The 22,220-nt window shown below is 65.2% G+C and carries 27 protein-coding genes; 15 read left to right on the top strand and 12 right to left on the bottom strand.

The annotated features are described in order from the left end of the window. On the bottom strand, positions 1-840 hold an 840-nt coding region (locus tag DEM25_RS09450; RefSeq protein ID WP_120222710.1), incomplete at its 3' end, for an NAD-dependent epimerase/dehydratase family protein. 84 nt (positions 841-924) lie between these two features. Continuing rightward, positions 925-1,245 (bottom strand): TraR/DksA family transcriptional regulator, encoded by a 321-nt coding sequence (locus DEM25_RS09445; RefSeq protein ID WP_342633472.1) that lies wholly within the window; start codon positions 1,243-1,245, stop codon positions 925-927. A gap of 64 nt (positions 1,246-1,309) precedes the next feature. Here DEM25_RS09445 and DEM25_RS09440 point away from each other — a divergent pair, with 64 nt between their 5' ends. From DEM25_RS09440 to DEM25_RS09425, 4 genes are all read left to right on the top strand, one after another. Continuing rightward, positions 1,310-1,882: an NnrU family protein gene (locus tag DEM25_RS09440; protein WP_109766589.1), complete on the top strand. Its 573-nt coding sequence runs from the start codon at positions 1,310-1,312 to the stop codon at positions 1,880-1,882. 75 nt (positions 1,883-1,957) lie between these two features. Next, positions 1,958-2,629 carry a tetratricopeptide repeat protein gene (locus DEM25_RS09435; protein WP_109766590.1) on the top strand — a complete coding sequence of 224 codons (672 nt, stop codon included), beginning with the start codon at positions 1,958-1,960 and terminating at the stop codon, positions 2,627-2,629. 3 nt (positions 2,630-2,632) lie between these two features. Further along, positions 2,633-4,057, top strand: a complete 1,425-nt coding sequence (gene der, locus DEM25_RS09430) for a ribosome biogenesis GTPase Der (RefSeq protein WP_109766591.1) — start codon at positions 2,633-2,635, stop codon at positions 4,055-4,057. Between the two features lie 122 nt (positions 4,058-4,179). Continuing rightward, positions 4,180-5,340: a cell wall hydrolase gene (locus tag DEM25_RS09425; protein ID WP_245412849.1), complete on the top strand. Its 1,161-nt coding sequence runs from the start codon at positions 4,180-4,182 to the stop codon at positions 5,338-5,340. 3 nt (positions 5,341-5,343) lie between these two features. Here DEM25_RS09425 and DEM25_RS17600 read toward each other — a convergent pair whose 3' ends face one another. Then, positions 5,344-5,550 carry a hypothetical protein gene (locus tag DEM25_RS17600; RefSeq protein ID WP_109766592.1) on the bottom strand — a complete coding sequence of 69 codons (207 nt, stop codon included), beginning with the start codon at positions 5,548-5,550 and terminating at the stop codon, positions 5,344-5,346. Between DEM25_RS17600 and DEM25_RS09420 the strand changes: the two genes are divergently transcribed. From DEM25_RS09420 to DEM25_RS09400, 5 genes are all read left to right on the top strand, one after another. Further along, positions 5,549-5,971: an AtpZ/AtpI family protein gene (locus DEM25_RS09420; RefSeq protein WP_109766593.1), complete on the top strand. Its 423-nt coding sequence runs from the start codon at positions 5,549-5,551 to the stop codon at positions 5,969-5,971. The two genes, DEM25_RS17600 and DEM25_RS09420, sit on opposite strands and share 2 nt — an antisense overlap. A gap of 66 nt (positions 5,972-6,037) precedes the next feature. Beyond that, entirely contained in the window at positions 6,038-6,790 is a 753-nt protein-coding gene (locus DEM25_RS09415) for a F0F1 ATP synthase subunit A (RefSeq protein ID WP_109766594.1), read from the top strand. A gap of 61 nt (positions 6,791-6,851) precedes the next feature. Next, on the top strand, positions 6,852-7,079 hold the full coding sequence (locus DEM25_RS09410) for a F0F1 ATP synthase subunit C (protein ID WP_109766595.1): 228 nt from the start codon (positions 6,852-6,854) through the stop codon (positions 7,077-7,079). A gap of 101 nt (positions 7,080-7,180) precedes the next feature. After that, a complete protein-coding gene (locus DEM25_RS09405) occupies positions 7,181-7,723 on the top strand; it encodes a F0F1 ATP synthase subunit B (RefSeq protein ID WP_109766596.1) in 543 nt (180 codons plus the stop codon). A 21-nt stretch (positions 7,724-7,744) separates the two neighbouring features. Beyond that, positions 7,745-8,227, top strand: coding sequence for a F0F1 ATP synthase subunit B (locus DEM25_RS09400; protein ID WP_109766597.1), 483 nt, complete (start codon positions 7,745-7,747; stop codon positions 8,225-8,227). An 83-nt stretch (positions 8,228-8,310) separates the two neighbouring features. Here DEM25_RS09400 and rnhB read toward each other — a convergent pair whose 3' ends face one another. Continuing rightward, the gene (gene rnhB, locus DEM25_RS09395; RefSeq protein WP_109766684.1) at positions 8,311-8,973 is read right to left on the bottom strand and encodes a ribonuclease HII; all 663 of its coding nucleotides are present in this window, start codon (positions 8,971-8,973) and stop codon (positions 8,311-8,313) included. A 178-nt stretch (positions 8,974-9,151) separates the two neighbouring features. Continuing rightward, complete coding sequence (locus DEM25_RS09390; protein WP_109766685.1) at positions 9,152-10,315, bottom strand: PA0069 family radical SAM protein; 1,164 nt, start codon at positions 10,313-10,315, stop codon at positions 9,152-9,154. A gap of 122 nt (positions 10,316-10,437) precedes the next feature. Here DEM25_RS09390 and DEM25_RS09385 point away from each other — a divergent pair, with 122 nt between their 5' ends. After that, complete coding sequence (locus DEM25_RS09385; protein WP_109766598.1) at positions 10,438-10,968, top strand: glycosyltransferase family protein; 531 nt, start codon at positions 10,438-10,440, stop codon at positions 10,966-10,968. Here the strand turns inward: DEM25_RS09385 and moaB are convergent. The 4 genes from moaB to DEM25_RS09365 form a co-directional block, all read right to left on the bottom strand. Beyond that, positions 10,960-11,517, bottom strand: a complete 558-nt coding sequence (gene moaB, locus DEM25_RS09380; protein ID WP_109766599.1) for a molybdenum cofactor biosynthesis protein B — start codon at positions 11,515-11,517, stop codon at positions 10,960-10,962. The genes DEM25_RS09385 and moaB overlap by 9 nt on opposite strands. Then, the gene (locus DEM25_RS09375; RefSeq protein ID WP_109766600.1) at positions 11,504-12,466 is read right to left on the bottom strand and encodes a 4-(cytidine 5'-diphospho)-2-C-methyl-D-erythritol kinase; all 963 of its coding nucleotides are present in this window, start codon (positions 12,464-12,466) and stop codon (positions 11,504-11,506) included. Before DEM25_RS09375 ends, moaB begins: the two co-directional genes overlap by 14 nt. Before the next feature lie 3 nt (positions 12,467-12,469). Then, entirely contained in the window at positions 12,470-14,275 is a 1,806-nt protein-coding gene (locus DEM25_RS09370; protein ID WP_158585223.1) for a tetratricopeptide repeat protein, read from the bottom strand. 104 nt (positions 14,276-14,379) lie between these two features. Next, positions 14,380-15,393, bottom strand: coding sequence for a polyprenyl synthetase family protein (locus tag DEM25_RS09365; protein ID WP_109766602.1), 1,014 nt, complete (start codon positions 15,391-15,393; stop codon positions 14,380-14,382). 132 nt (positions 15,394-15,525) lie between these two features. Between DEM25_RS09365 and DEM25_RS09360 the strand changes: the two genes are divergently transcribed. Then, complete coding sequence (locus tag DEM25_RS09360) at positions 15,526-15,747, top strand: putative signal transducing protein (protein WP_109766603.1); 222 nt, start codon at positions 15,526-15,528, stop codon at positions 15,745-15,747. Then, entirely contained in the window at positions 15,744-16,538 is a 795-nt protein-coding gene (locus tag DEM25_RS09355) for a tRNA1(Val) (adenine(37)-N6)-methyltransferase (protein WP_109766604.1), read from the top strand. The genes DEM25_RS09360 and DEM25_RS09355 overlap by 4 nt, the downstream gene beginning before the upstream one ends. Here DEM25_RS09355 and purD read toward each other — a convergent pair whose 3' ends face one another. Next, a complete protein-coding gene (gene purD, locus DEM25_RS09350) occupies positions 16,539-17,813 on the bottom strand; it encodes a phosphoribosylamine--glycine ligase (RefSeq protein WP_109766605.1) in 1,275 nt (424 codons plus the stop codon). 113 nt (positions 17,814-17,926) lie between these two features. Here purD and ubiA point away from each other — a divergent pair, with 113 nt between their 5' ends. Beyond that, positions 17,927-18,901: a 4-hydroxybenzoate octaprenyltransferase gene (ubiA, locus tag DEM25_RS09345; protein ID WP_109766606.1), complete on the top strand. Its 975-nt coding sequence runs from the start codon at positions 17,927-17,929 to the stop codon at positions 18,899-18,901. Positions 18,902-18,908: 7 nt separating this feature from the next. On the opposite strand, the gene DEM25_RS09340 is transcribed toward ubiA, so the two are convergent. After that, positions 18,909-19,244, bottom strand: a complete 336-nt coding sequence (locus DEM25_RS09340) for a cupin domain-containing protein (RefSeq protein ID WP_158585222.1) — start codon at positions 19,242-19,244, stop codon at positions 18,909-18,911. Between the two features lie 222 nt (positions 19,245-19,466). On the opposite strand from DEM25_RS09340, the gene DEM25_RS09335 reads away from it, so the two are divergent. Next, positions 19,467-20,369 carry a LysR family transcriptional regulator gene (locus DEM25_RS09335; protein ID WP_109766608.1) on the top strand — a complete coding sequence of 301 codons (903 nt, stop codon included), beginning with the start codon at positions 19,467-19,469 and terminating at the stop codon, positions 20,367-20,369. Between the two features lie 10 nt (positions 20,370-20,379). Here DEM25_RS09335 and DEM25_RS09330 read toward each other — a convergent pair whose 3' ends face one another. Beyond that, positions 20,380-20,952 carry a DUF6101 family protein gene (locus DEM25_RS09330; RefSeq protein WP_109766609.1) on the bottom strand — a complete coding sequence of 191 codons (573 nt, stop codon included), beginning with the start codon at positions 20,950-20,952 and terminating at the stop codon, positions 20,380-20,382. Between the two features lie 287 nt (positions 20,953-21,239). Between DEM25_RS09330 and DEM25_RS09325 the strand changes: the two genes are divergently transcribed. Next, positions 21,240-22,193 (top strand): glycine--tRNA ligase subunit alpha, encoded by a 954-nt coding sequence (locus DEM25_RS09325; RefSeq protein ID WP_109766610.1) that lies wholly within the window; start codon positions 21,240-21,242, stop codon positions 22,191-22,193. Positions 22,194-22,220: the final 27 nt, after the last annotated feature.

Genomic DNA, 22,220 nt, shown 5'->3' with positions numbered 1-22,220 from the left:
GCGCGCCGCGTGACGATCTTNGCGGTCCGGATAGGCCTTGGCCAGCATGTCGGCGATCTGCGGAAACCAGATAAAATCCGAAACGGCGATGAGCCGCTTGCCGATCGAGTCTGGTACCGACAGCGCCTTGACGTGCATGTGGGCCACATCGCGCACATCCACCGCCGGCAGACCGAAATTGGGCAGCATCGGATCCTTGGCCGAAAGAACACGCTCCACCACGCCCAGCGAGGTGCCGTAATGCGCATCGAGCGCCGGACCGAGCACCAGACCGGGATTAATGGCGGTCAGTTGCATGTCGGGCGCTTCGTTGCCGACAAAGTCCCATGCGGCTCGCTCGGCCAGCGTCTTCGACTTGCCATAGGGGTTGATCCGCGCCGAATTGACGTCGCTCCAGTCGCTGGCGGTGTATTCCTTGCCATTGTCCGGCGCGTCCTTTTCCATCACCGACACCATTGAAGAGGTGAGCACGACGCGTTTGACGCCCGCGGCCTTGGCGGCTTTCAGCGCCCGCAGCGTGCCGTCGACGGCTGGGCGGATCACCTCATTTTCATCTTTCGGCTGGGCCAGCGGGAACGGCGAGGCGGTATGCATCAGCACATCGGCGCCTTCGAGCGCCTCGCCCCAGCCGTCGTCGCTGGTCAGATCGAGTTCGGCAAAGGTGAGCCGGTCCAGCGCCTGCGCGTCGTCAAGATGCGGCCGGACCGCGTCGCGCACCTCGTCGGCCCGCTTCATCGACCTGACCGTGCCGTGAACGGCAAACCCGGCATTGAGAAGCTGCAGCACGATATGCTTGGCGATAAAGCCGGATGCACCGGTCAGGACGACGCGTTGGGTCATGGCGGAGTGTCCTTTGTGTTGGCAGTGTCAGGTCAGATGGTGTGTTATTTGACGTTGTCAAGATCGACGCGGGGAACCCGCCGCCTATTGCGCACAGTTGATGCAGCGTTCGGCCATCGGATCGATCTCCAGGCGCTTTTCGGCGATCTCCTCACCGCATTGCGTGCAATAGCCGTATTCGCCCTCGGCGATCCGCCGCTCGGCCATCTCGATGCGAACAAGGTCGCGCCGCCGCGCGCGTTCGGCCGCCTGGGCCATCGCCTGCTGCTGCATGGAATCCATGCGCGAAAGCCGCCCGACCGCAACCTGGTCGAGTTCGACCGGTGCGTTGGCGTCGGCCCCCATGACAAGCAGGGATTCGATCTCCGCCTTGAGTGCGGCAAGCCGCGCCTTGGCCTTTTTCACGTTCGCTGTCATAGGGGGACGATAGAAAGCGCCGAAGACCGGCGCAAGTTCGGGGAGTTTGGCCATGATCTGGCTTGTGGCGGGCATTATCGTCTTTCTGGGCATCCATTCGGTGCGCATGGTGGCGCCGGACTTTCGCGATGGCGTGATCGCCGAACGCGGCGAGGGGTTTTGGAAGGGCGTCTATTCGGCCGTCTCGCTGATCGGCTTCGTGCTGCTGATCTGGGGTTTCGGCGAGGCCCGCATGGTTGCGCCGGTCCTGTGGGTTCCGCCCACATGGTTGGCGCACATCAATCTTCTGCTGATGCTGCCGGCGCTGATCCTGCTGGTCGCCTCGCAACTGCCGGCCGGCTACATCAAGCGCGCCGTCAAGCATCCGATGATCCTGGGCGTTAAGGTCTGGGCATTCGGCCATCTGCTTGCCAATGGCGATCTGGCATCGCTCATCCTTTTCGGCGCGTTCCTGGGCTGGGGCGTGTGGAACCGGATTTCGGTCAAGCGGCGCGGCGATCCGGTGTATGAAAATCCGGCCGTCCTTTACGACGGCATCGCGGCGGTCGTCGGCACCGCGCTTTATCTGTGGCTGATCCTGCAGGGCCATCTGTTGCTGTTCGGCGTGCCGCCGGTTGCCATGTGAGGCGGGCGATCCCACTTACAATGCGCGCAATTTGCCGGTAAAGCGGCGCAACGTTTTGGTCTTCTGGGTTTTGTAATGTCGGACGACGGTTTTTTCCGCGAGGTCGAAGAGGAGCTTCGCTCCGAGCGGCTCAAGAACTTCTGGGAACGGTTCGGTGTCCTGATCGTCGCCGGCGCGGTGCTGATCGTCGCCGTCGCCGCCGGCTATCGCGGCTGGGAATGGTACAGCGCCCGTCAGGCGTCCGCATCGGGCGACCGGTTCCTTGAAGCACTCAACCTTGCCAATGACGGCCAGTCCGATGCCGCCATGGAACGGTTGCGCTCACTCGAAGCCGACGGATTCGGACAATATCCCGTTCTGGCGCGGATGCGCGCGGCGACGGTGCAGTTGGAACAGGGCGAAACCGATGCGGCCGTTACCGCGTTCGATGCGATCGCCGCCGACCGCTCCGTTCCGGTCGCGCTGCGCGACATGGCGCGGCTGCGCGCGGCCTATGTGATGGTCGATCACGGCAGCTACACCGATGTCGCCAGCCGCGCCGAACAACTGACCGCGTCCGACAATCCGCTGCGCCATTCGGCGCGCGAGGCGATGGGCCTTGCCGCCTGGAACGAAGACCGCTTTGCCGACGCAAAACGCCTGTTCGACGAGATCCTGAACGACGAATTGGCGCCGCAGGGCGTTGCCGGTCGCGCGCAGATGATGGTCGAGTTGATCGTGGCCAGCGGCGCGGTCGCCGAAGGCTGAGCCATGTCGTTCACCATCGCCATTGTCGGCCGGCCCAATGTCGGCAAGTCGACGCTGTTCAACCGTCTGGTGGGCCGCAAGCTCGCGCTGGTGCATGACGAGCCCGGCGTCACCCGCGACCGGCGCCGGCATGAAGCAAGGCTTGTCGACCTGCGTTTCGATGTCATCGACACGGCCGGGCTTGAGGAAGGCGATGCGTCAACGCTGCCCGGCCGCATGCGCGCGCAGACGGAGATTGCCGTCGGCGAAGCCGATCTGGCGCTTTTTCTCGTCGATGCCAAGAACGGGCTGACCGCCGCCGACCGGACCTTCGCCGACATATTGCGCCGCTCGGGAAAGCCCGTCGTCCTTGTCGCCAACAAGGCCGAGGCACGCGGTGCCGAAGCAGGGCTCTACGATGCCTATGCGCTCGGGCTCGGCGAAGCTGTGCCGGTTTCCGCCGAGCACGGTCAGGGCCTGGGCGATCTGCGCGACGCGATCGTTGAGGCCATCGGCGAGGAGCGGGCCCTGGCGCACGAGCGGGAGGGCGGCGCCGACGAGGCCGAGACCGACATCGCCGTCGAGGACGTGCCCGAGGGCGAAGAGCCCGCCTATGACGACACCAAGCCCTTGCGCATCGCCATCGTCGGCCGCCCCAATGCCGGCAAGTCGACGCTGATCAACCGGCTGGTCGGTCAAGAGCGCCTGCTGACCGGGCCCGAGGCGGGAATCACGCGTGATTCGATTTCGGTCGACTGGCAGTGGCGGGGGCGCAAGGTGCGCCTGTTCGATACCGCCGGCATGCGGCGCAAGGCGCGCGTGCAGGAAAAGCTTGAAAAGCTGTCGGTCGGCGATGCGCTGCGGGCGATCCGCTTCGCCGAGGTCGTCGTTGTGGTTTTCGATTCGATGATTCCGTTCGAAAAGCAGGACTTGCAGATCGTCGATCTGATCGCGCGCGAGGGCAGGGCGCCCGTCATCGCGTTCAACAAATGGGACCTGGTCGAGGATCGGCAGGAGCGGCTGGCCGACCTGCATGAACGCACCGCGCGCCTTCTGCCGCAAATCCGTGGCGTCCGTGCGGTTCCGGTCTCGGGTGAAACCGGCTACGGGCTCGACCGGCTGATGGAGGAGATCGTCGCCACCCACAAGGTTTGGAACCGGCGCGTCGCGACGGCGCGGCTGAACAAATGGCTCGACGCCGTCGCCCAGCATCATCCGCCGCCAGCCGTCTCGGGCCGCCGGATCAAGCTCAAATACATCACCCAGGCGAAGACCCGTCCGCCGGGCTTCGTCCTGTCCTGCTCACGGCCCGATGCGCTGCCGGCATCCTATTTGCGCTATCTGACCAACGCGCTGCGCGAGGATTTCGACCTGCCCGGCGTGCCGGTGCGGCTGATGCTGCGCTCGCCCGACAACCCGTTCGCAGGCAAGGCCAAACGCCGAAGGTGAACGCTCTTGCGTCGCCGGCGACCCCTTAACAAAAATTGACCGGCCACTTAACGGCTCATCAAGGTTAATGCCGCATTGTGCTGCTCGTTCGCTTTGCGTTGCAAGCATTTCGGAGTTGGTCAGTGCGTTTTCTGCGTCTTTTTGGCACGAAGTTCATCGTGCCGTTTGCGTTCGCCTCCGCTGTTGTTGTCGCCAATCCGTCGCAAATGTCCCTCCAGGACATGTCGGTTCTCGTTTCGGGCATCGACACGGCCGCCGAAGACCGCTGGCTGATGCATGTCAGCCGGGCCGGCGTCGGTTCGATCCACTCCGCCGAAGTCCGTTTCCCGGTCGATACCGGTGTCACCGGCGCGATCCGCAAACCCGATGGCGCGCAATCGGGCGTCGGGCCGCTCGCCGTGATCAGCGAAAAGCAGGTTCTGCCCGACACGCCCGACGAGGCGCGCATCAACCGCACCGAGAAGTCCGGCCGCATCGCCGCCGTCGTTCCCGCCGCCCCGCCCAAGGATTTCTCGGCTGGCTCGATCCTGGAACGCCAGTCCAGCATCCTGCGGCCCTCGCTTGAGGACGGCGTGCAGATGGCTTTCGTCAAGCCGGAAATTCGCGGCGAAGAGATGCAGATCGCCGCCGCGTTCCACATTCGCAAGCCGGCGCCCGAGCCCCAGGTGTCCTCGATGATCGCGTCCCTGGTCACCAATACCAATCCCGATGTCCTGGCGACCGCCTATGCGCCGCCGGAAGCCGACTTCGCCGAAGAATCGCCATTCGCCAGCCTGCTGCGCAGCGAGCCGGCCGGCCGCGGCCGGTTCATTCCGCCGGTACCGGAAAACGATCACGCCTGGGCCAGCAGCCCGCTGCCGCCGCGCGTCTTTTCCGATCGCGAGCAGAAATGCCTTGCCGAAGGCATTTACTTCGAGGCCCGCGGCGAGATCGCGCGCGGTCAGGCAGCCGTCGCCCAGGTGATCCTCAACCGGGTGCGCAACCCCTCATTCCCGAACTCGATCTGTGGTGTCGTCTATCAGAACCGGCATTGGCGCAACCGCTGCCAGTTCTCGTTTGCCTGCGACGGCATTCGCGACCGCATCACCGAGCCGCACATGTGGCAGAAGGCCAAGGACATCGCGATGGCCACCACGGCCGGCAAGATCTGGCTCGACGAGGTCGGCTCGTCGACCCATTATCACGCCACCTATGTCAACCCGCGCTGGGCCCGGTCGATGAAACGGCTGACGCGGATCGGCCTGCACATCTTCTACCGCACCTATGGCGGCGGCTGGAGCTGATCGTCACCGCCCCACGTCGGCATTTGGTCTAAAGCCTGTCGTTGCGCCGTGCGACGAATCGGCAATCCCGCCATAAATATCTGATTTAAAATCGTTTTCCTGCTCATATTGCACCGCCCAATCCGCCTTGACGAATGACAGGGCCGAAACTATGTTGCGCGCAATTTGAGGGGGCCTGCGGCCCGTCTCGCGCGTCAGGTTCAGGGTCATGGCAGCAGACAAGCCAACACGCACCCCGGCCGGTGACAAGCAGGGCGGGCGTGCCGTCTCGAAACCGAATGCCGATCTGGAACAGCGGCGCCGGGCGCTCGAAGAAGCGCTGGCGCAACGCGCCCCGAGCGGGGATGCGGCTGACGAAGGGCGGCAGGAGGGAGCCGGAACCGGGATCGCGGCTGCGCTCAAACTGTCCAGCGAGTTCGTTGCGGGCATTTTGGTTGGCGCCGGGCTCGGATATCTGCTCGACCAGGTGGCTGGCACCAGTCCGTGGGGACTGATTGTCTTCCTGCTGCTTGGTTTTGCTGCCGGTGTTTTGAATGTGTTGCGCGCGGCGGGCAAGGTGGCCCATCCGGCTGCGGGCAAGCGCGGAGAACGGCTCGGCGACGGGCCCGGATCGCAAGAGGGCGACGACTGACGGCATCACGCCGCGGTTGCAAATGACAAGGGCGCCCGGCGCCCGGCAAGGACGGAGACAGGCACGGTGGCGAACGATCCCATCAAGCAGTTCGAGATCAACACGATCGTGCCGCTGGAGAATGTTGCGGGTCTCGACCTGTCGTTCACCAACTCCTCGCTCTTCATGGTCGCAACCGTCGCGACCGCGTCGGCCTTCCTCTATTTCGGCAGCGCCAACCGGGGCCTCGTGCCGGGCCGGCTGCAGTCGATGGCCGAAATGTCCTACGAGTTCGTCGCCTCGATGCTGCGCGATGCGGCCGGCAGCCAGGGCATGCGGTTCTTCCCGTTTGTGTTTTCGCTCTTCATGTTCGTGCTGTTCGCCAATCTGTTCGGCATGTTCCCCTATTTCTTCACCGTGACCAGCCACATCATCGTCACCTTCGCGCTCGCCATGCTGGTGATCGGCACTGTGATCATCTACGGCTTCATGAAGCACGGGCTGAAGTTTCTGGGCCTGTTCGTGCCCGAAGGGGTGCCGGGCGTGCTCGTGCCACTGGTCGTTGCGATCGAGGTCATCTCGTTCCTGTCGCGTCCGATCAGCCTGTCCGTCCGCCTGTTCGCCAACATGCTGGCCGGCCACATCACGCTGAAGGTCTTCGCCGGCTTCGTCGTTTCGCTGGGTGCGCTGGGCGCGGTCGGCATTGGCGGCGCCATCCTGCCGCTGATCATGGTCGTCGCCATGACAGCGCTCGAATTCCTGGTCTCGTTTCTCCAGGCCTATGTCTTCGCGGTTCTGACCTGCATGTATCTCAACGACGCATTGCACCCGAGCCACTGATCCACATGGCGGCCCGCCGCCACAACCCATCCCGCAAATTCTTCGTTCAAAGGAGCTCACCATGGAAGCGGAAGCAGCAAAGTTCATCGGCGCCGGTATCGCCTGTCTCGGCATGGGTGGCGCGGCCATCGGCCTCGGATCCATCTTCGGCAACTATCTGTCCGGCGCACTGCGCAACCCGTCGGCCGCCGACGGCCAGTTCGGCCGCCTGATCTTCGGCTTCGCCGTGACCGAGGCGCTGGGCATCTTCTCGCTGCTCGTCGCCCTGCTGCTGCTCTTCGCAGTCTGATCGACGCCGGAACCATGGATGCGGCGGCCCATCCGCCTCATCCCGCGGTCTCGTCCGAAGGCGGACAGGCCGCATGACCAGAAGCCTTTTGGGGTAACGCCATGTTCGTCACCGCTGCGCTGGCCGCCAGCACCGAAGCAGCCCAAGAGGGCGGCGGCGCCTTTCCGCCGTTCGATACATCGAGCTATGCATCGCAGCTGTTCTGGCTGGCGATCACCTTCGGCTTTTTCTACTGGTTCATCGCCAAGGTGATCTCGCCGCGCATCGGCGAGATTCTGGAGACCCGGCAGGACCGCATAGCCGGCGACCTCGACATGGCCCGCGACCTGCAGGAAAAGGCCGACGAGGCGCATGCCGCCTATGAGCAGGAACTGGCGCAGGCGCGCACGACGGCCGGCGAGATCGGCCAGAAGGCGCGCGACAAGGCCAAGGCCGAAGCCGAGGCCGAACGCCAGAAGGTGGAAGGCGAACTGGCCTCCAAGCTCGAAGAGGCGGAAAGCCGGATCGCATCCATTCGCGAAAAGGCAATGGCCGAAGTCGGCTCGATCGCGACCGACACCACCGCCGCGATTGTCGATCAGTTGGTTGGCACTTCGGTCACCAAGGCCGAGCTGACCAAAGCGGTCGGCGCGGTGCGCCGCTAGGGCGCCGGAAGGGATTAGGACATGTTCGATTCAAGTTTCTGGGCTCTGATCGGTCTTTTCCTGTTCTTTGGCATCCTGGTCTATTTCAAGGTGCCGGGGATGATCACGCGCGGCATCGACAGCCGCGGCGACAAGATCCGCAACGAGCTGGAAGAGGCGCGCCGGCTGCGCGAGGAGGCCCAGCAACTGCTGGCCGAATACCAGCGCAAGCGCAAGGAAGCCGAAAGCGAAGCCGAAAGCATCGTCGAGGCTGCCAGGAGCGAGGCCGAGCACATCACGGCCGAAGCCAAGCAGAAGACCGAGGAATATGTGGAGCGCCGCACCGCGCTCGCCGAGCAGAAGATCGCCCAGGCGGAACTCGATGCGGTCAACGCCGTGCGCGCCACGGCGGTCGATGTCTCGGTCGCCGCCGCCGAACGGTTGCTGGGCGACAAGATGACCGCAACGACGCGGGGCGACCTCTTCAAGGCGTCGATCGACCAGGTCAAAACGCACATGAACTGACCGCCGCTGGGTCCGGTCAAGGCATCAATGCCGCGCCCTCGGGCGCGGTTTTTTGTTGCCGGTTCGAAGCGAATTTTGGTCTGTCAGAGCCCGGACAGCGGGCGGAACGTGAAACGGTGCAGGCGCGCAACGCCGCCAAGCCGTTCGATGGCCGCGCGATGGCCAGCCGAGCCGTATCCCTTGTGCCCCGACAGGCCATAGCCCGGATGCGCCGTGCACAGGTTGACGAGCATCCGGTCCCGGCTGACCTTGGCGACGATCGAGGCGGCGGCGACCGACAGACAGCGCGCATCGCCCTTGATCAACGACTGTGCCGCAAACTCCGGTGGCAGTCCGGGCGGTACGTCGCGCCCGTCGAACAGCGCCGCATCGGCGCGCGGCAAAAGGCCGGTCACACAGGCGCGCATCGCCGCAAGGCTCGCCTTGCGGATGTCGGACGCATCGATGCTGTCGGCGCAGACGCTTGCCACGCTGACCGCACGCGCATCGGCCATGATCGCGTCGAACAGAATGTCGCGGCGCCGTGCCGTCAGCGCCTTGGAATCGGCAAGGCCCGCAATTTCCACCGATGGATCGAGCACGATGGCGGCCGCGACGACAGGGCCTGCCAACGGGCCGCGCCCGGCTTCGTCAACGCCGGCGACAGCGTTATGGCCCTTTTTGTACAGGGCCTCTTCGAACGCAAAATCCGGCTCCTGCGGGACAGGGTCGAAAAGAAGCGGCGAACCGGATGCATGCGACGTCATGGCAGAGCCATCACACGCAACCCGATTCGCCGCAAGGTTCGCTTGCTTGGCACGCCGTCGGCAGTTCGGCGCGGCAGGCGGCAGGGGAAGCCGCCCAAGTGAAGCGAACCGTGGCATCGGCTGCGAAAAACGGCGGGGACGGGCCGTGTGGGCTGCCGATGCCAATCGTGTCCGGGGTTTACAAAAGCGCCAATTGCTCCCCGTTTGGCGCGGGCTTGACGAACAGGTCGGTGCGCAGCGCCGTGCCGCGTCCCGAGAGCCCCAACCGTTTGCAGGCGATTTCCATGCGGCGCGCGATCTGCCACGCATAGGGGCCCGTGCCGCGCATGCGCTTGTTCCAGTCGGCGTCATAATCCTTGCCGCCGCGCATCGAGCGGATCAGGCTCATCACATGCCGGTAGCGCTCGGGATAATGGCGCAGCAGCCATTCCTTGAAGACCGGTGCGACCTCGAGCGGCAGGCGCAGCAGGACATAGCCGGCCTGGGTCGCGCCAAGCGAAGCCGCCGCATCGAGAATGCGCTCCATCTCGTGATCGTTCAGCCCCGGAATGATCGGCGCGACCATGACCGAGGTTGGAATGCCGGCATCGGCCAGCGCCCGGATCGCTTCGAGCCGCTTTGTCGGGGTCGAGGCCCTGGGCTCCATCGTCCGGGCCAGCATCCGGTCCATCGTGGTCACCGACAGCGCCACCTTGGCCAGCCCTTTTGAGGCCATGCGCGAGAGGATGTCGATGTCGCGCGTCACCAGCGCCGACTTGGTCACGATGCCGACCGGGTGATTGTAGCGTTCGAGCACTTCCAGGATCGAGCGCATCACCATCCAGTCCCGCTCGATCGGCTGGTAGGGATCGGTGTTGGTGCCGATCGCGATGCATCGGGCCTCATAGCCCTTGCGGGTGATTTCCTTTTCCAGAAGCTTTGCCGCATCGGGTTTGACGAACAGCTTGGACTCAAAGTCGACGCCCGCCGACAGTCCCGCATAGGCATGTGTCGGGCGCGCGAAACAATAAACGCATCCGTGCTCGCAGCCGCGATAGGGGTTGATCGACCGGTCGAACGAAATGTCCGGCGACTGGTTGCGCGTGATCACCGTGCGCGCCTGCTCGACCTGCACCTCGGTCTTGAACGGCGGCAGATCCTCAAGGCTCTGCCAGCCATCATCCTCCTCGGTGCGGCTGAGCGCCTCGAAACGCCCGGCGGGATTGATCGCGCTCGCCCGGCCGCGGACGCGGCGATTGTCGCGACGCATGCCGGATGCCTCGATATGCTGATTGGCGGCCACCGCGCCGTCCAGTGCGCTGAGATGGCCTGCAATCTGATCTGCTTCGGCAATCGCCTTCATGCCGCGCTCCCGTGCGAATCTGTCCATGGTTCAATGATTATTTTCCTATCGTGATCGGCAGAACAATACAAGAACAAACTGACGATTTTGCGTCGCGCCGGAACATCGGTTAGGCGTGCGGGATGCTCTCCGTCCTGGTTCCCACGCACAATGACGAAGACCGGCTGGCGCACATGTTGCCGGATCTGGTGCGCCATGCGGTCAGTGGCGCCGTCAGCGACGTGCTGGTGCTTGACCACGATTCGTCGGACGAAACCGCGCGTGTCGGCGAGATCGCTGGCTGCACGATCATCGATGCATCGAAGGCCGATGTGTCGGCCATGCTCGACACTGCTCGCGGGCTCTGGATCCTGGTCCTGCCGCCCGGCGCGCGGCTGGTCGGCGATTGGCTCGCCGCGGTGGAAACGCACATCAATGCGCCGACGGGTGCGGCTGGTGCGGCCCGGTTTCGCATGGCGCGCGATCCCGGCCAATCGTTCTGGGCGCGTCTGTTCGCGCGACGGGGCCTGACCGGGCCGTTCGCGCGCGGGTTTCTGATCTCCAAGGCGCAGGCGCAGGCTTTGAGCCGCCCCGGCATGACGCTCGACGCGTTGCCGCGCGGCGTCGCGGTGCGGACCCTCAGGGCCGGACTGTTGCCGCCGGCCTCACGCTGACTTGCCGCCGCCGCGTTTGAGATGCTCGTCCAGACGCGGCATGATCTCCACGAAATTGCAGGGCATGTGGCGGTAGTCGAGCTGCCATTTCAGGATGCCGTCCCAGGCGTCCTTGCAGGCGCCCGGCGAGCCGGGAAGAACGAAGACGAATGTCGTGCCGATCAGCCCGGCCGTCGCGCGGGACTGGACGGTCGACGTTCCGATCTTGTCGAACGAGATGCGGTGGAAGACATGGGAAAAACCGTCCATGTGCTTGTCGAACATCGGCTCGAGCGCATCGGGCGTCACATCGCGTCCGGTAAAGCCCGTGCCGCCGGTGGTGATGACGATGTCGATGCCCTCATCGTCCGCCCAGTCGCGCACCTGCGCCGATATCCGCGCCATCTCGTCCGGCACGATCGCGTAGCCGGCAACCGTGTGCCCGGCGGCCTCGATCCGGTCCTTGAGGGCTTGCCCGGAGCGGTCCTGGTCTTCCTTGCGCGTGTCCGAGACGGTCATCACCGCAATCGCCAGCGCGATGAACGGCCTTGTGTCGTCAAGCCTCGACATGGGCTTCTCCCTGTTCTGCCCGGTTCCTGACAGGTGTGTCCGCGTTCAGGATCGTCGCCCTGATCCACCAGTCCGGTCGCGCCCCGGCCATGGTTTCGGCCGCGTCCACGGCCTGCTTGCGCGTTGTGAACAGGCCGAAACAGGTCGCGCCAGAACCCGACATGCGGGCCATCAGCGCACCGCTGGACCGCAGCGCGCCAAGCACATCGTCGATGGCCGGCACCAGCTGTCGGGCCGGCGAAGCCAGATCGTTGCGCGTCCCGGCCGACAGCCAGTCGGCGAGGGCGCCGATATCGGCGAAGCCGCCATCCGGCATTGCCGGGACCGGCGTATTGTCCCGGTCTTGCAGCGCGGCGAAGGCGGACGGCGTGGCGACTGCGACGCGCGGATTGACCAGAAGAGCCGGCAGGGCTGGCAGGCCGGCGACCGGATCGAGCCGCTCGCCGATGCCGCGCACGCGCAAAGGCCCGCCATGAACGCACATGGCGATATCGGCGCCGAGCGCATTGCAGATCGCTTCGGACCGATCGGCACCGATCGCCGCTTCGGCACTCCACAAACGGGCCAGCAGCCGCAACGTCGCGCCGGCATCGGCCGAACCGCCGCCAATGCCTGACGCCACCGGCAAATTCTTATCGAGCGTCAAGGCAACCGGGCTGGCGGTATCGCTCTGCGCACGCAGCCAGTCGCGCGCCGTGGTCACCAGATTGCCGGCGCTGTTGTCGCTTTCGAGCCCCGATGCCTCCGGCCCGTTCACGCAAAACCGGTCGGTATCGGACGGCGCCACGGCGATCCGGTCAGCGGCATCGCTGTCGGCAAAGACCACCAGCGAATCGAGCAAATGATAGCCGTCGGCGCGACGGCCGGTCACGTGCAGGCACAGATTGATCTTGGCCGGCGCGAGGTCTTCAAGCGAAGCGCCGGGCGGACTCACCGGAATTTCCGGCATGGCTCAGCCGTCATTGCCGCCGGCGGTGTCGCTGGCCTGCTCAGCTGCACCACTGTCGACGCGGCTTTCGGCGATCGCCGGTTCCTCGCCGGCATTGGCCGCGTCCAGCTTGGCGCGGATTTCGGCCAGCGCATCATCCTCGCCTTCCATGGCAAGCGCGCGCGACCATTGATAGGTCGCCTCCAGCTTGCGCCCGACACGCCAATAGGCGTCGCCCAGATGGTCGTTGATGATGGAATCACGCGGACGAAGATCCGTTGCCCGCTCCAGATGCTCCACCGCATTTTCGAACTCGCCGAGCCGGTAATAAGCCCAGCCGAGCGAATCCACGATATAGCCGTCGCGCGGCCGCTGCTCGACTGCGGTGCGGATCATCTCGATGCCTTCATCGAGATGCATGTTCATGTCGACCCACGAATAGCCCAGATAGTTGAGGACATCCGGCTGGTCGGGCGACAGCGTCAGAGTATGCTTGAACGTGCGCTCGGCCTCGGGCCACCGATCGGTGCGCTCATAGGCGATCCCGAGACGGTAGTGCATCTGCCAGAAGCGCGAATCGTCGAGATCGAGCCGGGTCACGGCGGCCTCGTAGACATCGGCCGCCTCTTCGAACTCCTTCAGCGAGGCGTAGACGCCGCCGAGCGCCAGATAACCGCGAAAATCGTCGGGATTGTCCTCGATCAGGGCGGCGAGGGTGGCCTTGGCCTCGTCGTGGCGATCGAGCGCCGACAGCGCCAGCCCGCGCTGCAGGTCGGCGATCCGCGCCAGCGGCGAATCGGCGGGTACCGATGCGTAGTAGCGGATCGCGCGTTCCGGCTGGCCGAGCTTTTCGGCGATACCGCCGAGCTCGAACAGAATTTGCGCGTTCTCCGGCGCCATTGAACGCGCCAGCTCAAGATAGAGCGCGGCAAAGTCCTCGGCGCCGTCGCGGTTGATCGCCGATCCCAGATTGAGCAGGATCTCTCCGGCGCCCAGTTGCGGCGTGTCGATGACGTTGCGCGATCCCGCTGGCGTGTCGATGGTCCCGGAAGCGGCGAGCAGGTCCGGATTGTTGGGCGCCGTCCCAAGCCCGCGCCCGATCACCTCGCGCGCTTCGGCCAGTTCGCCGGTGCGCGCCAGAAACCGCGCATTGGCTTCAGCAAGCCGCAGATAGGTCAGCGGCGAGGCGCTGCCGCCGGCGGCATTGTTCATGCCGTCCGCATAACGGGTTCTTGCCTGATCGGCCCGGCCGGCCGCATCGGCGATCAGCGCGCCGTGATAGGAAGAGAAAAGGTCGAACCAGTCCGGGCCTCGCAGGCCGTCGATCAGGTCGAGCGCGCCGTCCGTGTCGCCCGCACCGTGTCGCGCCCATGCGCGGAGGATGCCCGTCAACAGCCGTTCGAGGTCGTTTTCGACGGCCAGGATCAATGTCGGTTCGGCATCCAGATACCGGTTTTCGCGAATTGCCTCGACGCCGAGCACAAGGCGCGCGATCCGCTCCACATCGGCCTCGTCCTTCAGGATCTCGGCGTGGGGCACCGCCGCGCCGATCTGGCCATCGGTGACCAGCGAGATCATCAGGTCGCGTCGCAGGCCCGGATTGCCGGGATCAAAGCGCAGTGCCTCGTCGTAGTAACGCGCCGCCTCGCCGAAATCGAACCGCTCGCGCGCCGCATTGGCCGCAAGGAACGCTCCGGCAAATGTCCGTGTCGGCGCATGGAAGCCGGGTGCGGGATCGGCGGATGCGATGCCGGGCCGTGGCTGGACGGCCAGCGCCGTGGCAAGCGCCATCAGGGCCAGCGTCGAGGACTTTGCGAAGGATGCGGTCATGGGCGGCCTGTAACCGTGGATTGGAGGCTTGTTCCGATTCACCCGCCAGCATGGCGCTTTTGTGGCCCTGCGGCAATCACGCCGCATCGCTGCGGGACGAGTGCTCAGTTAAGGCGCGAGATGCAGAAATCGACCACCTCGAGAAGCGCGTCCTTTTGCGGCGTCGCCGGCATTGGCGCCAGCGCATCGCGCGCAATCGCACCGAAGTGCCGCGCCCGCTGGATCGTGTCGGCCAGCGCGCCATGCCTGGCCATCAGCGCCCGCGCCTTTTCCAACCGCTCGGCGCCATTGTCGCCGTCTTCAAGGCTCTGTTTCCAGAAGCCGCGCTCATCGTCCGAGCCGCGCCGGTAGGCCAGCAGGACCGGCAGCGTAATCTTGCCCTCCCGGAAATCGTCGCCGACATTCTTGCCCAGATCGCCGGCATCGCCGCCATAGTCGAGCACGTCGTCGACGAGCTGAAAGGCAAGGCCCAGATTGAGCCCATAGGAGCGCAGCGCCGCCCGCTCGTCGCTGCCCGCGCCGGCGACGATCGGCCCGACTTCGGCCGCAGCAAGGAACAAAGCGGCGGTCTTGGCCTTGATGACGGCGAGATAATCGTCCTCGGTGGTCGACAGTTTCTTGGCGGCCGAAAGCTGCATCACCTCGCCTTCGGCGATGATCGCAGAGGCGGTCGACAAGACATCGAGCGCGTCCATCGAGCCGACATCGACCATCATCCGGAAGGCCTGTCCCAAAAGGAAATCGCCGACGAGAACGCTGGCCTGATTGCCCCAGATGATCCGCGCCGTCGGCTTTGACCGGCGTCGGTCGCTCTCATCGACCACGTCGTCGTGCAAGAGCGTCGCCGTGTGCATGAACTCGACGCTGGCGGCGAGCTTGATGTGGTGATCGCCCTGATAGCCGAACATTTCGGCGCTCGCGATCGTCAGCATCGGCCGCAGCCGCTTGCCGCCCGAGTTGATCAGATGGTTGGCGACTTCCGGGATCATCCGGACATCCGACCCGGCCTTGTCGAGGATAAGCTGGTTCACCCGTTCCATGCCGGGCTTGGCAAGCGCCACGAGCGGCTCGATTCCGCTTTTGCGCGGCGGCTCGTCGATGGCAACGACAACACCCATGAGTGCCTCTCCTTTTTCGGCGGCACCCTATGGTTTCGCCCGGCGGCCAGCAAGCGGCGAATTGGCGCGCGGGCTGCGCCGTTGGTCGCAGCCATCCTTGCCCGCCAGCCTGCAACCGCGTAACCAAGCTCCATGGAAGAACTGATGCGCTCCAACAACATCGTCACCCTCTCCTTCGTCGAGGCGCTGATGCGCGATGCGGGCATCGGCGTCATGATTGCCGACCAGAACATGTCGATCATCGAAGGGTCGATTGGCGCCATTCCCCGCCGCATTCTCGTCGAAAGCGACCGGATCGACCAGGCGCGCCGCATCATGCACGATGCGGGGCTTGCCCATGAACTCAAGGCATGAACTCAAGGGCTGATCCGGGGTCGCCAACGACCATAGACGCTTTTCATCGCGGGCGGTTCGTTCTTGTGCAGCCCTCGCGTGGACGCCATCGCGCCGGGCTCGATGCGATGCTTCTGGCGGCGACGGTGCCCGCCGGATTTGATGGAACGCTAGCCGATCTGGGGGCGGGCGCCGGCGCGGCGGCGCTGGCCGTCCTCAGCCGGTGCCCCGATGCCCGTGCGACGCTGTTCGAGAACGATCCCGTGATGGCGAACTGCGCGCGCCAGACGATGCAGCGCGCGGAAAACGCCAGCCTTCAGCCGCGCGTGCGGATCGTCGCCGCCGATGTGACGCTGGATGGTCGTGCCCGGGAAGCGGCGGGTCTCGAAAGCGGGCGCTTCGATCAGGTCATCGCCAATCCGCCGTTCAACGATGCGCGCGACCGGCAATCGCCCAATGCTGCGCGGGCCGCCGCCCATGTGATCGACGCGAGTACGATGCTGGCCTGGATCAAGACCGCATCGGCGATCGCCCGGCCCGGCGGCCGGTTTTCGATGATCGCGCGGCCGTCCATGCTCGCAGACATATTGGCCGGCATGGGGCGCCGTTTCGGCGCGATCGCCATCCGGCCGGTCCATCCGCGCGCCGATGAAGCAGCGATCCGCATCCTTGTGTCGGGGGTCAAGGGCAGCCGTGCCCGGCTCGCCCTGCTGCCAGCCGTGGTCCTTCACCCCGATGGCGCATCCGGAAAGTTCACGGCGGACGCCGACGCGCTCATCAATGGCCGCGCGGCACTGTCGATGGAGTCCTGATCAGCGCTCACGTTCGATGGCGCGCCAACCGATGTCCGAGCGGCAGAAGCCGTCCGGCCAGTCGATCGCCTCGACAGCCTGATAGGCGAGCGCCTGCGCCTCCGACACCGTGCTTCCCGTCGCGGTGACGTTCAGCACCCGCCCGCCATGGGCGACCAGTTCGCCGTTTCGCGTTGCCGTTCCCGCATGGAAGATGGTGACGCCGTCCATCGCGCCGGTTTTGTCCAAGCCGCCGATCACCGAACCTTTTTCTGGCGCGGCCGGATAGCCCGGTGCGCACATGACGACGGTGAGCGCGGTGTCATCCGTCCAGCGCGCCGTCGCATCGCCCAATGCGCCCTCGGCGGCTGCCTTGAGCAGCGGCAACAGGTCGTCGCGCAGGCGCGGCATGATCACCTGGCATTCGGGATCGCCGAAGCGGACATTGTATTCGATCAGCTTCGGACCTTCGTCCGTCACCATCAGGCCTGCATAAAGGACACCGGTGAAGGGACAGCCCATCGCCGCCATGCCGGAAAGCGTCGGCGCGATGATTTCTTCCATCACGCGCGCCTGCATCGCTGCATCGAAGATCGGTGCGGGCGAATAGGCGCCCATGCCGCCGGTGTTGGGACCCGTGTCACCGTCTCCGACCCGCTTGTGATCCTGCGCCGAGGTCAGGGGCAGGGCGGTCCTGCCGTCGCACAGGCAAAAGAAGCTCACCTCCTCGCCTTCCAGGAACGCCTCGACGACGACTTCGGCGCCTGCATCGCCGAACGCGCCCTCGAAGCAGTCGTCGATCGCGGCCAGAGCCTCTTCCACGGTCATTGCCACGGTCACGCCCTTGCCGGCCGCAAGCCCGTCTGCTTTGATGACGATCGGCGCGCCCTGTTGCCGGACGTAGGCCTTCGCCTTGGGCGCATTGTTGAACCGTCCGTAGGCGGCGGTCGGAATGCCCTGCCGGTCGCACAATTCCTTGGTGAAGGCCTTGGAGCCTTCCAGCCGTGCCGCCTCCGCTGTCGGGCCGAACACCGCGATGCCGGCAGCGGCAAGATCGTCGGCAAGGCCGGCGACGAGCGGCGCTTCCGGTCCGATGACGACGAGGTCGATGCTCTGGATGCGGCAGAAATCGATGACGGCGGAATGGTTGGCGACATCCAGCACCGCATTGGTGGCGATGGCGGCCGTGCCGGGATTGCCGGGCGCGCAGATCAGCGCGGTCAGAAGCGGCGAGGCGGCCAACTTTGCCGCCAGCGCATGTTCGCGGCCCCCGCCGCCGATCAACAGAACGCGCATTTCGCTCAACTCCCAACGGCCATCGATGGCCCGGCGCTACGCGGCACCACGACGCGGGTCAAGACCGGCCCCGTGCGCTTGACCTTTGCCCACAGGGTTGCGACGAGGCAATCATGGACAATGTGCAGTCAAAGGCCGGGCAGGGCCGCGTCGCCGACGCGCCATCGGGCCATTGGGTCTATGCGATCATGCCGCGGGCGGTCTGGCCGTTCGCGCAATTGGCGCGCTGGGACCGGCCGATCGGCTGGTGGCTGCTGCTGTGGCCGTGCTGGTGGGCGGCGGCGCTGGCGCCGTTTGGCCACGGCACCGAAAGCATGCCCGTTCTGGACCGTTTGCCCGATCCGTGGCATCTCGTCCTGTTCCTGATCGGCGCGATCGCCATGCGCGGAGCGGGTTGCACCTACAATGATCTTGTCGATCACGAGATCGACGACAAGGTCGCGCGCACGCGGTCGCGGCCGCTGCCGTCCGGGCAGGTGACCCGCACCCAGGCGAAGACCTTTCTGGTCGGGCAGGCGCTCGTCGGCTTTGTCGTGCTTGTCCAGTTCAACTGGACGGCGATCGCCGTGGGTATCGCTTCGCTGGCAATTGTCGCGATCTACCCGTTTGCCAAGCGTTTCACCGACTGGCCGCAGCTTTTCCTGGGGCTCGCCTTTTCATGGGGCGCCTTCATGGGCTGGGTGGCCGTGCACGGATCGCTCGGGCCGACGCCCGTCCTGCTCTATCTGGGCTGCATCCTGTGGACGATCGGCTATGACACGATCTACGCCCATCAGGACAAGGAGGACGACGCGCTGGTCGGCGTGCGCTCGACCGCGCGCCTGTTCGGCGAGCGTACCAAGCCGGCGCTCGTGATCCTTTATGGCGGCATGGTCGTGCTTCTGGCCGCCAGCTATGCCAGCACGGGCGCGCCGCCGATTGCCTATCTCGGCCTGGTCGCGGCGGGCCTGCACATGCTCAACCAGATCCGCGTCCTCGACATTGACGACGCCGACCAGTGCCTGGCGCTTTTCAAGTCCAACACGGTCGTCGGTTGGCTAATCTTCGGCGGCCTTGTCGCCGCCGCCATCGCCGAAATCGTTCGCTGATCTGCCTTTAGGGCTGCACCACGGGGCCGACGATGGCCTGGTCGAATGCCTTGCAGACCGCTTGAACGTCACCGGGATCATGCGGCACGGGCAGGTCGGAAAGCGCCAGAAAGAAGCGCTCATGCTTCGCGGGCGTCGATATCAGGGTCATCTTCGCCGGGCTGTCGCCGAGCGCCGAGAAGCTGTGCGTGACGCCCTTTGCGACAAGGATGTGATCGCCCGGCTCCGCACGCACGCGATCGTCGCCGACGAGGAACAGCAGCGCGCCTTTGCTCACGTGGAAAATCTTGTCTTCCCCAAATGAATTGTGCGCCGGCGCACCCAGCCCGGGCATGACGGTCATCACCATGACCGTGAAGGGCGCGGCATCGCCTCCCAAAAGGATGTCGGCCTCGATCCCGGAAAACCGGGCTTGGCCGACAGATGACAGGATTCCGTCTGCGGGGTGTCGATGGATCGGGTCGCTGGTCATGGCAAATCTCCTTGCTTCGACACGGACATTGGACCCACTTGATTGTTTTGATTAGCCGGTCATTCATGGCATGATTGAACGGAATTCTGCACAATGGCCAAACTCGATTCCCTTTTCACCTTTGTCGAAGTCGTTCGGGCCGGGAGCTTTGCCGCGGCGGCTGCTCGGCTGGGCAAGCCGCGCTCGACGGTGAGCCTGCACGTCAAGACCCTTGAGGCGACGCTCGGCACGCGGCTGATGAAGCGGTCCACGCGATCCCTGTCGCTGACCGAGGATGGGCGTCTGCTGTTCGATCAGGCGGAAGGCGGGCTGAAGACGCTGACCGCCGCGATGGACGCAATCCGGACGAAACCAGGCAGGCTGGGCGGGCTGATACGCCTGACCGCGCCTGCAGACTTACCCACCGACACGTTGACCGCGGCGATCACCGAGTTCCGTCGGATGCATCCGGCTGTTCGCTTTGACGTCATGCTGACCAGCGCGACGATGAACATGATCGACGGAGATGTGGACATTGCGCTTCGGATCAGCCGCCGCGGCGGCGAAGACCGCGTGGAACGGCGGTTGCTGGATGTCGGATGGCAGTTCTGCGCAAGTTCGGAATGGGTGCGCCGCAAAGGCAGGCCGCGAACAATTGCAGAGATCGACGACTTCATTGCGCCTGCACCGGAGCTGGCGCGGTTTCTCGAGCACACCGTTCTGGGGGGCGCGAAACTGCCCGCCGGCGATGTCATGGCCGACAATCAGTTCGCCATCCGCGATCTGGTTCTGGCGGGCAACGGCGTCGCGCTAATCCCCGAGGGATTGTGCGCCGACGCAATCGAAGACGGACGTGTGGTGGTGCTTCTCGACGAGGCGATTGCCGACACGACACCGCTGGCCCTGACCTTTCCCAGCCGGGCGGACATCGTGCCGCGTGTCCGTGCCTTCGCCGACCATTTCGCGAAGAAGTTCGAGCGATCGCGACAGGCAGAGAGGCTTCTGAGGGGCCGGTGAGGCCGAGGCGTCAGATCGACGGATCGCGGGCGATGATTTCCTCGCCGCGCACCATCAGCCGCACGCCGAGATTGCCCATCCGGCGGCGCGCCAGAAAACGCGGCCGGCGCTCGGCGAACATGGAATGGTGGCGGCGCGGCTGTGCATCGCCCGAAACGAGCGCCTGCGCGCTTTCTTCGAGCGTGCGCGCGACACCGTCCATCTCGATCATCATCATCGGCAGTTCGAGCAGCTCCGACCAGGCCTGCCAGTCGCGCGCGATGGCGGGCAGGTCGTGCCCGACGCTCAGCGGAACGCTCAGTTCCTCGTCCTCGTGCAACAGCTCCAGCGTCACCAGAGCCTGATCGGGGCCGGTTTCGGTGGCCCGCACCGCAACGCCGCGAAAGGCGCGCGCCGGCAGCGCAATGTGAAGCGGCAGGCCCGATTGCGCCAGTTCGCGCTTCAGGGTGGCGCCGCGGCGGTTGACCGTGATGGTCGTCTCGCCATTGCCGTTGCGTGTTGCATAGGACAGTTCCTGGGGCAGGCGGGCCGGATCGAGCCGGAATTCATGCCCTGCCCAGGCTGGTTGCGCACCGATGCTCATCGTTTGACGTCTCGCCTGTTGTCCTGAGAGCCGCCGGGCCTTTTTGGCCTCTTGCGATCCTCTTACCCTGTTTGCCGGGAGGCTTGTGTTCGCCGCCTCGACAAGACGCACCCTAGCGCAAGCCGGCCAAACAAGGGCTAAGGAACGCGGTTAAAAAAGATTGACGGATGAAATGGTTAGCGGAATCCGACCGCGTTGCGGCGGCCTGTCGGAATGCGGCACAGCTTGACCCTTTCTCTGGCCCGTGCGAGGGCAGCCGGCATTGAAAAACGGTTTTCGACGACGCCATGACCGCTCACACATCCATCGACGCCCAGCATCCGACGCGTTCGTTTCAGGGCCTGATCCTGACCCTGCACGATTATTGGGCGCGCCACGGCTGCGCGATCCTGCAGCCCTACGACATGGAAGTGGGCGCCGGAACGTTCCACCCGGCGACGACCCTGCGTTCGCTCGGGCCGCGGTCATGGAAGGCAGCCTATGTGCAGCCCTCGCGCCGGCCGACTGACGGGCGCTATGGCGAGAATCCCAACCGGCTGCAGCACTATTACCAGTACCAGGTGATCCTGAAACCGTCGCCGCCGGACCTGCAGGAGCTCTATCTGGGTTCGCTGCGCGCGATCGGCATCGACCCGCTCCTGCACGACATCCGCTTCGTCGAGGACGACTGGGAAAGCCCGACGCTGGGCGCCTGGGGGCTTGGCTGGGAATGCTGGTGCGACGGCATGGAAGTCTCCCAGTTCACCTATTTCCAGCAGGTCTGCGGCATCGAGTGTGCGCCCGTTTCCGGCGAACTCACCTACGGGCTCGAGCGCCTCGCCATGTATGTGCAGAACGTCGACAATGTGTACGACCTCAACTTCAACGGCGGCGAGGGCGACGACAGGATCACCTATGGCGATGTCTTCATGCAGGCCGAACAGGAATATTCGCGGCACAACTTCGAATATGCCGACACGGCGATGCTGATGCGCCATTTCGAGGACGCCGAAGCCGAATGCCGCGCCTTGCTGGCCGCAGGAGCGCCGGACGATGCCTCCAACGCCCAGCTCCACAGATGCGTCCTGCCCGCCTATGACCAGTGCATCAAGGCGTCCCACGTCTTCAACCTGCTCGATGCGCGCGGCGTGATCTCGGTGACCGAGCGCCAGAGCTACATCCTGCGGGTGCGCGATCTGGCCAAGGCGTGTGGCGAGGCGTTCCTGATGACCGATGCGGGCGGCGCAAAGCCCGGCGGGTGAGTCGCGGCACTGTTCACCGATCTGTCC

Origin of the sequence: Oceaniradius stylonematis (assembly GCF_003149475.2) — a bacterium.
Taxonomy (GTDB): domain Bacteria; phylum Pseudomonadota; class Alphaproteobacteria; order Rhizobiales; family Rhizobiaceae; genus Roseitalea; species Roseitalea stylonematis.
The sequence above is the reverse complement of the archived record's forward strand: the minus strand, read 5'-3'. Positions and strand labels throughout refer to the sequence as shown.